The organism is Mycobacterium yunnanensis (genome assembly GCF_025823185.1).
GTDB classification, from domain to species: domain Bacteria; phylum Actinomycetota; class Actinomycetes; order Mycobacteriales; family Mycobacteriaceae; genus Mycobacterium; species Mycobacterium yunnanensis.
Genome location: NZ_JACKVK010000008.1, coordinates 335,088 through 347,565, shown reverse-complemented (window position 1 = coordinate 347,565; position 12,478 = coordinate 335,088). Strand labels below are relative to the sequence as shown.

General features: G+C 68.7%; 12 protein-coding genes. 7 read left to right on the top strand and 5 right to left on the bottom strand.

The features are described from left to right. Positions 1-14: 14 nt before the first annotated feature. From H7K45_RS11780 to H7K45_RS11755, 6 genes are all read left to right on the top strand, one after another. On the top strand, positions 15-1,412 hold the full coding sequence (locus tag H7K45_RS11780; RefSeq protein ID WP_263995987.1) for a hypothetical protein: 1,398 nt from the start codon (positions 15-17) through the stop codon (positions 1,410-1,412). A 438-nt stretch (positions 1,413-1,850) separates the two neighbouring features. Next, the gene (locus H7K45_RS11775) at positions 1,851-2,630 is read left to right on the top strand and encodes a WecB/TagA/CpsF family glycosyltransferase (RefSeq protein ID WP_263995986.1); all 780 of its coding nucleotides are present in this window, start codon (positions 1,851-1,853) and stop codon (positions 2,628-2,630) included. After that, a complete protein-coding gene (locus H7K45_RS11770) occupies positions 2,620-3,552 on the top strand; it encodes a glycosyltransferase family 2 protein (protein WP_263995985.1) in 933 nt (310 codons plus the stop codon). The genes H7K45_RS11775 and H7K45_RS11770 overlap by 11 nt, the downstream gene beginning before the upstream one ends. Next, positions 3,549-4,802 (top strand): lipopolysaccharide biosynthesis protein, encoded by a 1,254-nt coding sequence (locus H7K45_RS11765; protein WP_263995984.1) that lies wholly within the window; start codon positions 3,549-3,551, stop codon positions 4,800-4,802. Before H7K45_RS11770 ends, H7K45_RS11765 begins: the two co-directional genes overlap by 4 nt. A 10-nt stretch (positions 4,803-4,812) precedes the next feature. Then, entirely contained in the window at positions 4,813-6,192 is a 1,380-nt protein-coding gene (locus H7K45_RS11760) for a Wzz/FepE/Etk N-terminal domain-containing protein (protein ID WP_263995982.1), read from the top strand. Between the two features lie 29 nt (positions 6,193-6,221). Beyond that, the gene (locus H7K45_RS11755; RefSeq protein ID WP_263995981.1) at positions 6,222-7,178 is read left to right on the top strand and encodes a glycosyltransferase family 2 protein; all 957 of its coding nucleotides are present in this window, start codon (positions 6,222-6,224) and stop codon (positions 7,176-7,178) included. Here H7K45_RS11755 and H7K45_RS11750 read toward each other — a convergent pair. After that, positions 7,081-8,181 (bottom strand): class I SAM-dependent methyltransferase, encoded by a 1,101-nt coding sequence (locus tag H7K45_RS11750; protein ID WP_263995980.1) that lies wholly within the window; start codon positions 8,179-8,181, stop codon positions 7,081-7,083. The genes H7K45_RS11755 and H7K45_RS11750 overlap by 98 nt on opposite strands. Before the next feature lie 14 nt (positions 8,182-8,195). Between H7K45_RS11750 and H7K45_RS11745 the strand changes: the two genes are divergently transcribed. Then, entirely contained in the window at positions 8,196-8,750 is a 555-nt protein-coding gene (locus H7K45_RS11745) for a dTDP-4-dehydrorhamnose 3,5-epimerase family protein (protein WP_263995979.1), read from the top strand. Here H7K45_RS11745 and H7K45_RS11740 read toward each other — a convergent pair. From H7K45_RS11740 to H7K45_RS11725, 4 genes are read right to left on the bottom strand one after another with little or no spacing between them, the layout of a single operon-like run. After that, positions 8,734-9,762, bottom strand: a complete 1,029-nt coding sequence (locus tag H7K45_RS11740; RefSeq protein WP_263995978.1) for an NAD-dependent epimerase/dehydratase family protein — start codon at positions 9,760-9,762, stop codon at positions 8,734-8,736. The two genes, H7K45_RS11745 and H7K45_RS11740, sit on opposite strands and share 17 nt — an antisense overlap. Continuing rightward, positions 9,759-10,418, bottom strand: coding sequence for a PIG-L deacetylase family protein (locus tag H7K45_RS11735; protein ID WP_263995977.1), 660 nt, complete (start codon positions 10,416-10,418; stop codon positions 9,759-9,761). Before H7K45_RS11735 ends, H7K45_RS11740 begins: the two co-directional genes overlap by 4 nt. Beyond that, positions 10,415-11,209: a glycosyltransferase family protein gene (locus H7K45_RS11730; protein ID WP_263995976.1), complete on the bottom strand. Its 795-nt coding sequence runs from the start codon at positions 11,207-11,209 to the stop codon at positions 10,415-10,417. The genes H7K45_RS11735 and H7K45_RS11730 overlap by 4 nt, the downstream gene beginning before the upstream one ends. After that, positions 11,206-12,447, bottom strand: a complete 1,242-nt coding sequence (locus H7K45_RS11725) for a class I SAM-dependent methyltransferase (RefSeq protein ID WP_263996969.1) — start codon at positions 12,445-12,447, stop codon at positions 11,206-11,208. Before H7K45_RS11725 ends, H7K45_RS11730 begins: the two co-directional genes overlap by 4 nt. Positions 12,448-12,478: the final 31 nt, after the last annotated feature.

The following is a 12,478-nucleotide window of genomic DNA, read 5'->3' as shown; positions in this document are numbered from 1 at the left end:
CCGAAGGATCCGACGTGACGCCAGTCGACATGCCAGCCGACGCACCCCAGCCGTCGCGTAACGCGAACGATCGCAACGCATTCGACAAGGGCAGACGCGGACTGCTGGTGGCATCGGCCGCTGCGGTCGGCGCGGGGGTGGCTGCGGCGGCCACCTCGTGTTCGCGCAGCGACCCGGCGACCGTCGAGGTCGAGGTGAGTGCCAGGAGCGTGCTTGCCAAGCTCTCGACGGGGGGTAGCCCGCAGGCGAACACCGACGCTCTCGACGCCGCGATCGCGGAGTCGACGAAGGTGGGCGCCGACGTCGTGCTGCCCGGTGGGGAATACGGCTTCCTCGGCATGACGCTGCCTGCGAAGGGACGCGTCAACGTCCGAGGTGCGGGCCGAGGCGTCACGACGTTGCGCAACGAAGGCACCGAGCCGTCCGTCACGGCACACGGCGTGCCCGGCGGCAACGAATACGCGTCCGACTGGGCCATCTCAGGCCTGTCCCTGGTGGCGACCAAGAAGCAGCCCAACCTGGTCGGCCTGAGCGTCCAACTCGCCTCGCGATTCTCGGTGTCCGAGGTCACCGTGTTCGACCACGGAATCGGCGTTCGGCACGAATCCAGCTGGGACGGCGGCTACGACGGCGTCAGCGTCGGACGGTCCGGCACCGGGTGGCAGTTCCCGACGACGAACTTCGCCCCGACCGCCCCCCTGGGTCTGCGCAACTGCAGCGCGGTGGAATGCGACACCGCGGTGATCGTCGAGAACGGGGTCGAGGCCCTGGAGTGGGTGGGCGGCGACTTCGCGGGTTGCGGTCGCGGCGTGCTGCTGTCGGGCAACGAGACCCGGTCGATCACCCTGCATGGCGTCAACTTCGAGCGCATCGGCGGCGAGGATCTGGTCGTCGGCGACGACACCACCGGTCCGGCGGCGGTCACGCTCAACGGGTGCCGCTTCCTGCGGGTGGCCAAGGGGGCGGTGTCGGTGCGCTTCGTCCGCGGCGACGCGCTGACGGTCAACAGCTCCCGCTGGACCAACTACCAGACCGCCGTCGACCAGGGCGCGAACTCCGGCCGGCTGGTCGTCAACACCAGCACGGGCTACGAGGTCGACGACTTCATCGCGGCCAATGGCGGCGTTCAGCCCGAGGCGGTGTTGTACGCCGGCGCGGGCGCCAGCGCGCTGCGCCTCGCCCTGGACGGGGCGTCGGTACTGCCTGCGGTGGTCGGCACCGAGGGCGTCACCACCAAGGTGCTGTCCGGTCCGGGGCGCGTGACGGTCGGCGACGCCGACTTCGCCATCCCACCGGGCGTCGGCTGCACGGCAGTGGTGCGCAACGAGTCCGACGGCACCGTCCGGCATGCCGTTCGGGGCATGACGGGCTGGTTCGTCTCCGCCCCGTACCAGGGTGCACCGCGGCCCTGAGCTCACCACACCACCTCGCCATCGCCGTCCTGGGTATCGCCGCCCACTCGCCGTGCGACGCCAGCCACCACGTGAATCGCAGTGGCCGGACCGGGATCTAGGGGCAGATCACCGCTCGACCCGGGCCCGCGCCGTCGCTGAAACGTAGCAAAAGTTTGCTGAATCTGCGAGTTGACGCTAAGTTACTAAAACATACCAGTGGTATGAATCACCCCGTAAGATGCGTACGAAGATGTACAGGCAACCCCATCTAGGGTATAAACACAGGGTAATTAGTGCGAAAACATCCCCCATATCTACGTCTGGCACACACCGAAGTGAGCCTAACCGGTCAGCGTCGTCACAGAATCGGACCCGCCACCGGGCTCCGGCGGACGGCAAGCCGAAATCCGAACAAACTTTGCGAGGCACAGAGTGACAAACGTCGACGAGGCCCAGGTGACTGACTTCAAAGAGGTAGACCTTCGTAGCCCCCGTGAGTCCGTCCTGATCGGCGGTCTCCCCTTCGAGGTCACCGACCTCGACACCGCCGTTCGCGACGTCGTCTCGATCGCCACCCAGTCCTCGAAGCAGAGCCTGGTCGTGCGGTTGTCCAACGCGTACTGCGTCGCCCTGGCCAGTCAGGACCAGGAGTACCGCGAACTCTTCGACGGCCCCGGCCTCACGTTGCCCGACGGCGCCCCGGTGGCCTGGGCGATGCGTAGCCGCGCCCGCAGTCCGCAGCGGGCCGGCCGGGTGCGCGGGCCGTCGTTCTTCGTCGACGTCCTCGACCACGGACGCGGCAGCGACCTTCGCCACTTCATGCTCGGCGCGACCGACGAGACGCTCACCAAGCTGGTCGACGAGACCACCAACCGGTACCCGGGCGTCAACATCGTCGACGCCTACGCCCCGCCGTTCGGTCCCGTCGAGGAGGCTCTCGACGAGGAGTGCATCCAGCGCATCGCCCAAGCCAAGCCCGACATCGTGTGGATCGGCATGGGCACCCCGAAGCAGGACTTCGCAGCCGCGGCACTCGCCGAGCGACTGCCGGGCGTCTTCATCGGCGTCGGCGCCGCCTTCGACTTCGTGGCCGGCTCGGTGCGCGAAGCCCCCACGTGGGTCCAGAACTCCGGCTTCGAGTGGGCCTACCGGCTGGTGACGGAGCCCAAGAGACTGTGGCGCCGTTACCTCTTCGGCAACGCCCGATTCATCCTGGCGGTCCTTCGTGGCCGATGACGGCACCGCAGCACGCCCCGCCGTCGCGGTGGTCCTGCCGGCCTTCAACGCCGAGCACACGATCGCCGCGGCCGCGCGCAGCGTGCTGGTCGACGACTCCGTCGCCGTCGAACTGCTCATCGTCGACGACGGCAGCACCGACGGAACCCTCGCCGCCCTCGGTGGTTTCGCCGAGGACCCCCGCGTCACGATCGTCTCGCGACCCAACCGCGGGCTGGCCGCCTCGCTGAACGAGGCGATCGCCGCCACCACGGCGCCCTACGTCGCCCGCATGGACGCCGACGACGTCTCCGTCCCCGGCCGGTTCCGCGCCCAGGTCGACCACCTCGAGGCCCACCCCGAGGTCGTCCTCGTCGGTGGCCAGATCCGCCGCGTCGTCGACGGCGTTGCCGAGTCGGCGTCGTCGTTCCCCCAGGATCACGACGCGATCGTGGCCGCCCTGCTCCGCGGCCAGCATGCGATGTGCCACCCCGCGGTGATGATCCGCCGTGCGGCGCTCGACACCGTCGGCGGCTACTGGTCCTACGGCGTTGCCGAGGACTGGGACCTCTTCCTGCGACTGTCCGAGGTGGGAGACCTCGCCAACGTCGACCACCACGTCCTGGACTACTCCTTCCACGGCGGCGGCATCAACGCCTCCTCGATGCGGCGCGTTCGCACCAACATCGCGCTCGCGGTGGCCAATTACCGCCGCCGCGCCACGGGCCGTCCGGAATTCGACCCCCAGACCTACGCCGATCACCTCGACGCGCTGGAGAAGTTCAAGATCCGCGCCGAGAGCGTCAGCCTCGGGCTCTACCGCCGCTCGATGCTGACCGACGGGTCCCGTCGCGCCACCAAGACGGTGCTGCTCGCCGGCGCCGCGCTGAGCTGGCCGCCGTTCGCCATCCGACGACTCGCGCAGACTGCGAGGGCATCGTGAACGCCCAATTCGCCTCGATCCTGTCGGCCCGCATCCTCGCCAACGTGCTGCAGGCCGTCAACGTCATCATCCTCGCCAGGGCCGTCTCGCCGGCCGACATCGGCATGACGTCGGCCATCATCGGCTTCTGCATGGTGCTTTTCACCGTCACCGACTTCGGGTTGTCCACCCTGATCTCCAAGTCCTACGCACGCGACGACCACGTCATGGTGTCATCGGCGTTGCGCTACACCACGATCACCACGTGGATGTTCGGGATCCTCGCGCTGGCCGTCGGCGTCGGTCTCTCGGCCCAGCACGTGATCCCGCTGAGCCTGACCGCGCTGATCCTGTCGGTGGCCATCGACCGATGCGTCGAGTACCGGCTCAGCGTGCCGATCGCGGCTGACTCCAAGATCATCCCCTCCTCGTCGATCCTCCTGCGTCGGGGCGTGCAGTTCCTGGTCTTCGTCGCGCTGGTGACGGCCGACGTCTCCGCGCTGTGGGCCTATGCCCTTGCTCAGCTGATCGGAGCCCTCGCCGGATATCTGCAGAGCACCTACTTCCTGCGTAGCCGCGTCGTGCGGGTGGAGAGCCGACTGGCGTGGACCACGGTGTTCCGCAAGTCCTTTGCGTTCTTCATCAACAACGTCACCGCGCAGATCTCGACGCTGGACACCTTCCTGGTGTCGGCGTTCGCGGGCGCCCACAGCGCGGGCCTCTACGCCGCCGCGTCCCGGGTGACCAGCCCGCTGATCCTGATCCCCGGAACCCTGGCCTCCACCGTGCTGCCGCCCGCCGCCCGCGCGACGCCGGGCCAGGCCAGAACCGCGGGGCTGCGCATCGCCATGCTGCTGCCCGTCGTCCTGCTGGTGGTCGCGCCCGTCGGCTACTTCGTCGCCGAACCATTGTGCGTGCTGCTCTACGGCGAGGAGTACCGCGCCGCGGGCCGGGCGCTGTCCGTACTGGTTCTGGGCATCCCGTTCGCCGTGCTGGCCGCGGCGTTGAGCGCGGTGCTCCAGGCCCAGGGTCAAGAACGATTCGTCGCCAAGGTGGGCGTCGGCTTCGCCTTGGCCTTCATCTCGGCGATCGCCATCGGCGGTCACCTCCACGGCGCCGTCGGAGCCGCCGTCGGAGGGTGCCTGGCCACTGCGGCCAACTGTGTTCCCTTGGTAGTCAAGGTCTTCAAGCTTCGGGACGGCGCCACCTCAGACGAACCTCGACGCGGGATCTCGAATCTCGCAGCGACGCCCGCGGCAGCGGACGGATAGGAGTACTCACATGTCAGCACACCGGGTCGCCAACCGAGAACTGGCCCCTCCCGCGGTGGACGACGCGGCTCGCCAGCCGGGGATCGTCGAGTTCGTCAGGCTCATCGGCCGCCGCTGGCCGCTGCTCGTCGTCTCCGTTCTCGTCGGCATCGTCGGCGCCGGGGCGGTGTCGGCACTGAGCCCGCCGTCCTACCACAGCTCGACGCGCGTCCTCGTCGGCACCTGCGCCGAGGGCTCCATCGAACAGGCCTACCAGTGCGGCATGTTCACCAAGGACCGCGCGCAGTCCTACGCCGCCCTGGTGACCAGTGACGTTCTGGCGCAACGGGTCGTCGACGACCTGCACCTCGACACCGCGGCCAACGACGTCGCCAGCAAGATCACCGCCACCGCCGAACCCGAGACCGCGCTCATCGAGATCACGGTCACCGACAGTGATCCCGACGAGGCCCGCCGGATGGCGGACTCGGCCGGACGCCAGTTCGTTCAGATGGTGGGCGAGGTCGAGTTGCGCAACTCCGGCCAGCAGAACAACCCGTTCACCAACCTGACGATCGTCGAAGCGGCGAAGGTGGCAGCCAAGACGGGCTCGAGCACCGTGATGAATCTGCTGTTCGGTGCGATCGCGGGCCTGATCGTCGGCCTCATCGCCGCCTTGGTCCGAGATCGTTTGGACGCCAAGGTCGGTTCGGCCGCTCCCATCGAGGCTGCCGGCCTCCCCGTCCTGTCCGAGCCACCCCACGACGCGTCGGTGACGTGGGCCGACGGCGACCAGCGGGTCGAGGAGTTCCGCCGGCTGCGGATGACCGTCGTCGACGACGCACGCGTCGTCACCGTCGTCGGGGCGCGCAACCACGAGGCCGCCTTTGCAACGGCCGTCGACCTTGGTAGGGCCGCAAGCGAAGCCGGTGCGCGCATGGTGCTGGTGAACGCGGACATGCGCGTTGGCAAGGGAGTCGACGCTCGACCCGATGACGGCGACGGTCTGGCCGACCTGCTCCGTCAACCCGAGTTGACCGTTCCGGTCGCCGAGCGCCTGCCCACCTGGAACTCCCCGGCCATTCACATCCTCGGTGCGGGACGTGTTCCCGCCGACACTACGGCGACGGCGCTGCTGTCGACTGGCAACCTGCCTAAGGTGCTCGAGTCGCTGCGCCAGGAATTCGACGTCGTAGTGGTCTACACCGCACCCGTTCTCGACGCAGCCGACGCGGCCATCGTCGCAGCGGCGACCGACGGCGTGATCCTGGTCGTCGAGTCGGGCCAGACCAAGATCGACGACGTCGACGCCTCGGTCGCCACCCTCGAGGCAGCCGGCGCCACCTCGTTGGGGGCGGTGCTGACCATGCCCCGCAGAGCGGCCAGGTCATGGCGACTCTCCAAGCGATAGCGATCGGAGCGACCACACGGGGGAAATGCATGTCGACCGAACCAACACCCGACTCACCGACGAGTTCGACAGGAGCCGCTCCCGCCGTCTCCCTGTGCATTCCGGCCTACCAGGCCGAGAAGCACCTGCGCGAGACGCTGGACGCCGCCTTCGCCCAGACCTGCGAGGACATGGAGATCCTCGTCCTGGACAACAACACCACCGACGGCACCCGGGCCATCCTCGACGAGGCACTGCAGGAACGCCGCGATCCGCGGCTGCGCGTGGTGCGCAACGACGCCACGCTGTCGATGCCGGACAATTGGAACCGGGTCGTCGAACTGTGCCGGGCCCCGCTGATCAAACTCCTCTGTGCCGACGACCTCATCGACAAGACGTGCGTCCAGGATCAGGTCGACGTCCTCGTCGAGCATCCTGACGTGGCGCTGGTCGCCTGCAAGGTCGACCTGCTCGACGACGCCGGGCAGCCCCTTCGCCGGTCGACCGGTCTTCGTCGACTGACGGGCCGTCACAACGGTCACACGGTCGTCAGGCAGGTGGTCCGCAGCGGGGGCAACCCCATCGGGCCGTCGGCCGCTGTGACGTTTCGTCGCAAGGACTTCGACGACGTCGGCGGGTTCAAGGGTGACCTGCTCTACCCGATGGAACTCGAACTCTGGACCCGTCTGCTGCGGCAGGGCGACTTCGTCGGCCAACCCGACGCCATGGCGGCCTTCCGCGTCTCGGCGGACGGGGCCACTGCCTTCACCTCCGTGCGGGCCCAGTTCGGCCAGCAGGTCGAGTTGACCCGCCGCATCGCCGGTGACGGGGCCTGGCGGATGGGCAGCCTGGACAGGGCAATCGGGTGGCTGGGCGCGGTGACCATGCAGGCCCGCCGCAGCCTGCTGTTCAGCCGCTCCGCATGGCGACATGGTCGTCGGTCCGCCAACGACCATTCAGCTCTGGAAGGCGTTGTGACACCTCGGCCAACAGGTCCGGCAGCGTAAGCAGCACCAGGTCGGGAACGGCCGCCACCAGATCATCCGGCGAGATGATCGGCACGTCCGTGCCCGGCATCCGGCGGCCCTGCTTGGCGGCCGACGCGTCGGCGACGCCCGCGATCAACGAGCGGTCCAACCCGGCCATCGCGAACGCCGCGACGGCTCGCGAGGCCGCCCCGTAGCCGTACACCCGCCGGCCCGAATCACGATGCGCCGTCAACCACGAACGCAGTGCCGCCACGTAGTCGTCGGCGGCCGCCTGAAGCCCACCCACCACCGCCGGATCGGTCACCGCGGCGTCGGCGGTGAGCGTGGCGGCGATGACGGCCTCCGGCGAGGCGGCCCGCTCGTCGTCGTGGTGGACCGCCGCCACGAGCACGGTCCCGCCGTAGAGGTCGAAGTCCCAGGCGCTGACCACGCGCATGCCTGCGGTCTCGAGCAGCCGGACGAGCGCGGGGAGCGAGTAGTACGCGAAGTGCCCGTGTCGCAACGCGTTCCACTGCCCCTGGCGAATGATCGCCGACAGCGAATGATATTGCAGCAGAAGCACTCCCCCGGGTGCAGTCGCCGCGGCCCGGCGCGCGAACGCCCCGCGTTGGTCGGGTTCGTGCATGATGCCGAAGCAATCGAGGACGACGTCGGCCGTGGCGTCCACCGGCGCGAAACCCCGCTCGGCGAGCAGCGGGACCCACGTACCTCCGTGCGGACTGCCGAATTCGCGCACCGTCGCACCCCGCAGCCACCCCGCCCGTTCGACGCGCTGCACCGCGTCGAGGGCCTGCTCGCGCAGTGCGAGCGGTTCCACGCCCCGGGGTTCAGCGGTCACGGTGTCGTCGTCGGCGAGCTGCGCCAAACCGCAATCGGCGCAGAGGTCCATGGCCAGGGGGTGGGCGCCCTCCTCGGCGGCCACCGGTTGTTCCGCGGGTGGGAAGTGGTCGGCCGCGGGCACGGCGCCCACGTCGAGTACCCGCCGCAGATCGTCGTGTCCACACGCCCGGCAGGCGTTCATGGCAGCATGGCCGCGTGCGCATCGAGGAGTCCACCCTGGCCGGCGTCGTGACCCTGGTGCCCACCCCGTTTCACGACGAGCGCGGACTGTTCACCAGAACCTTCGACGCGCAGATCTTCGACGACTGGGCGGGGGTGCCTGGCGCGGCGGCCGCGTTCCTGCAGGATTCGCAATCGCGTTCCGGCCGGGGCGTCATCCGGGGCATGCACGGCAGGGGTGGCCGCGGGGAGGCCAAACTGGTGCGGTGCGCCAATGGCGCGGTGCACGACGTCCTGGTCGACGCCCGGCCCTCCTCGCCGACCTTCGGCCGACAGGAATCGTTCTTGCTCGACGACGACGACTTTCGTCACCTGTACGTGCCACCGGGTCTGCTGCACGGCTTCCAGGCGCTGACCGAGGTGGCGGACGTCTGCTACCGCATCGACCGTCCGCACGACCCCACCGAAGACCTCGGCGTCGCCTACGACGACCCCGACCTTCGCATCCACTGGCCGCTGCCCGCCGGCGTGGTGTCGGCGCGGGACCGGTCGGCGGGTAGCTGGGCTCAGCTGGTCAGGCAATTGCGCTGACACGGCGCATCGTCTCGTCGAGTTCACCGTGGGCGGTGAGCCACTCCAGCCGCTTGAGCCGGGTGAACGAGGCGTCGAAGTCCTCGCGCGTCAGGCCGTTCGCGAGGTAGGCCTCGTAGAGTTCGGCCGCGCCGTCGGCGACCGACCACGTGGCCTCGAAGTCGAGTTCGGTTCGCGCGCGGCTGAAGTCGACCCGATACGAGCGGGGGTCGGCGCCGGTCTCACCGGTGATCAACAGCGTCGAGCCCGGGACGGTGTCGACCACGGCCTTGGCGATCTCGGCGACCGTGACGTTGTTGGACTCGGTGCCGACGTTGTACGCCCGGCAGCTCACGATCTCGGCAGGCGCGCTCAGGCAGGTCTCGAATGCCCGCGCGATGTCCTGGGCGTGTACCAGCGGACGCCACGGCGTGCCGTCGGACAACACCCGCACCACCCCGGTCAGCACGGCGTGCCCGACCAGGTTGTTCAGCACGATGTCGGCGCGCAGGCGCGGCGAGAAGCCGAAAGCCGTTGCGTTGCGCAGGAACACCGGCACGAAGTCGGCGTCGGCGAGTGCGGCGACGTCGGCCTCGACGCGCACCTTGCTGATCGCATAGGGCGTGATGGGGTGCAGCTCGGCGTCCTCGGTCACCAGGTCCGCTCCGGCCGCCCCGTACACCGAGCAGGTCGACGCGTAGAGGAACCGTCCGACACCGGCCTGCTTGGCGAGCCGCGCCAGCCGTACCGAGGCGTGATGGTTGACGTCGTAGGTGATGTCGGGGGCCAACGCACCGAGCGGGTCGTTGGACAACGCCGCGAGGTGCACGACGGCGTCGAAACCGCGTAGCTGCTCGACGGTGACGTCACGCAGGTCGACTGCCAGACCCGGTGGTTCGGGGGGTGCGACGCCCAGGACGCAGTCGGCGAAGAATCCGCTGTCCAACCCGACCACGTCGTGGCCGGCGGCCTGCAGGAGCGGCACCATGACGGTGCCGAGGTAGCCTTGATGGCCGGTGACCAACACCTTCATGTACGCGAGTTCCTTCCGAACGTGAGTCTGGCCTTCTCCATGACGAATGCCTCGGCGTGGGGGCTGCGGCTCTGCACGCCGCGCAGCCGGGACAACCCGAGGAACGACGCGTCGTCGAACCAGTCGTGGGCCACCTGGGACCGATAGTGGTCGTGCAACAGCCGTGCCTTCTCCCGCGCCGTCGCCTCGTCGAGCGGGTGGAACACCGTCGGCGTCGGAGTGTCGGTCTCCCACTTGATGATCTCGTAACCGAGCAGCAGGTGGTCGCGGAATTCGGTCGGCACCAGTTCGGCGAGCGTGCGGTGATCCTGGTGGGCGTCGCGCCGCTGCGTGGCGAACACGACGTCCGGCTCGCACGAACCGCGAAAGGCGCGCAGCGCGTCCTTGATTCGATCCCAGTGCGCGGGCGCCCGGCCGTCGGGCACGTCGTCGACGGTGATCTCGAGGTCGGCACCGGGGCAGAACGCGCTGAGCGCGGCGCGCTCCTCGGCCTCCCGCGGCGTGCCGCCCCCGCTGAGCACCAGTGCGCGCACGCGCAGACCGGGAATCGCGCGGGACAGGGTCAGGAGGGTGCCGCCCATGCCGATGGCGACGTCGTCGCAATGCGCTCCGAGAACGGCGATCTCACCGAGATCGCCGGCCCATAGGTCGATCACGGCGAGACGGTCTCCTTGGCGTGCTCCCACAGCATCCACGGTGCGTCACCGCGCTTGTAGGCGTTGTCGAGATCGGCGCGTTCCTTGAACGTGTCGGCGGGCTTCCAGAAGCCAAGATGCTTGTGGCCGTACAGCTTTCCTCGCGCCGCCAGGGGCCCGCAGACATCCTCGACCAGGTCGCAGTCCTCGGTGAGCATTTCGAGGATCTTCGACGACAGGACGAAGTAGCCGCCGTTCTCCCAGATCGGCAGCTGAGACACCGGGGTGATGCCGGTGATCGACCCGGTGTCGGCGACGTCGACGCAGTGGAACGACGACTGCGGCGGCACGATCAGCATCGACGCCAGCGCACCGGCTTCCTTGACGTCGTCGATGATGTCGTTGAGCGGAGCGTCGGTCAGCACGTCGGAGTAGTTGGCGAGGAAGTACTCGTCGTCCTCGACGAATTGGCTGACCCGGCGCAGACGTTCGCCGATGGGCGACTCGGGTCCGGTGTCCACGAAGGTGATCGACCAGTCGCTGATGTCGGACTGCAGCAGTTCGACCTTGCCGCCGCGGATGACGAAGTCGTTGGACACCGACTCCTGATACGTCAGGAAGTAGTTCTTGATGTGGGCGGCACCGTAACCCAGGCACAGGATGAAGTCCTTGTGGCCAAAGTGCGCGTAGTACCGCATCACGTGCCAGATCAACGGCCGCGATCCGATCATCTGCATCGGCTTGGGGATCGTGTCGTCGTCCCCGTTGCGCATCCGCATGCCGTAGCCACCGCAGAACAGCACTACCTTCATTTCTCCACCTTCGCTTGGTCGACGACGTGCAGTTGGGGCATGGGGTAGACGAGTTGGGCGTCCCACTCGGCGGTGTAGGCCAGTTGGGCGGTGATCTCCGCCTCGAGGTTCCACGGCAGCACCACGATGACGTCGGGCCGGTCCTTGTCCAGCCGGTCGACCTGGTGCACGGGCAGCCTGGTGCCCGGCGTGAACTTGCCGTGCTTGTAGGGATTTCGGTCGACGAGGTACTCGACGAGGTCAGGCCGAATGCCGCAGTAGTTCAGCAGGGTGTTGCCCTTGCCCGGCGCGCCGTAGCCGACGACGCGCTTGCCCGCGGCACGGCAGTCGAGCAGGAAGCGGAGCAGGTCGTGCCGCAGCCGCTCGACTCGGTCTTGCAGCCCGACGTATCCGGCGACGTCGTGCAGGCCGGCCGCGGCCTCCAGCGCCAGCACCTCGGCGACGCGGGGGTGCGGATCGGTCGCGGCGGCCTCGGGTCGCGCCCAGAGCCGGATCGAGCCACCGTGGGTCTCGACGAGTTCGACGTCGACCAGCGTCAGCCCGGCGGTGGCGAGCGCGGTCGCCGCCGCCGCCACGGTGTAGTACTGGAAGTGCTCGTGATAGATCGTGTCGAACTGCGCCAGCGCCACCAGGTTCAGCGCGTGGTGCACCTCGATGGAGAGCCACCCGTCGTCGGCGAGCAACGCGCGCAGGCCCTTGGTGAACCCGAGGAGATCGGGCACGTGGGCGTAGACGTTGTTGGCCACCACCAGATTGGCCGGGCCGTGCTGCCGGCGAACCTCGAGCGCGGTCGCCTCGTCCAGGAAGGCGGTCAGCGTGGGCACACCCCGTTCGACGGCGGCGGCCCCGACGTTCACCGAGGGCTCGATGCCAAGGCACGGGATGCCCGCGTCGACCACGTGCCGCAGCAGGTAGCCGTCGTTGCTGGCCACCTCGACGACGAACGACTCGGGTCCGAGGTCGAGCTTCTCGACCGCACCCGAGACGAAGGTCCGCGCGTGTTCGACCCAGCTATCGGAGAACGACGAGAAGTAGGCGTACTCGGTGAACGTCTCGACTGGGGTGATGAGCGCGGGAATCTGCAGCAGCAGGCAGTTCTCGCACAGCCGCAGGTGTAGCGGAAAAGTTTGCTCAGCCTCGTCCAGCGCATCGGCTTCGAGGAACAGCTCACAGGGCGGCGTCGCGCCCAGGTCCAGGACGCTGAGCAGGCGATCCGACTCGCAGACCCGGCAGTGCAGGGCGGTAGACATTGGTCAACTCCATACCGAA

Bases quoted from the DNA above. Each gene is read 5' to 3' on its own strand.
- H7K45_RS11760 (WP_263995982.1), top strand. From the start codon at position 4,813: ATGTCAGCACACCGGGTCGCCAACCGAGAACTGGCCCCTCCCGCGGTG.
- H7K45_RS11755 (WP_263995981.1), top strand. From the start codon at position 6,222: ATGTCGACCGAACCAACACCCGACTCACCGACGAGTTCGACAGGAGCC.
- H7K45_RS11750 (WP_263995980.1), bottom strand. From the start codon at position 8,181: ATGAACGCCTGCCGGGCGTGTGGACACGACGATCTGCGGCGGGTACTC.
- H7K45_RS11740 (WP_263995978.1), bottom strand. From the start codon at position 9,762: ATGAAGGTGTTGGTCACCGGCCATCAAGGCTACCTCGGCACCGTCATG.
- H7K45_RS11730 (WP_263995976.1), bottom strand. From the start codon at position 11,209: ATGAAGGTAGTGCTGTTCTGCGGTGGCTACGGCATGCGGATGCGCAAC.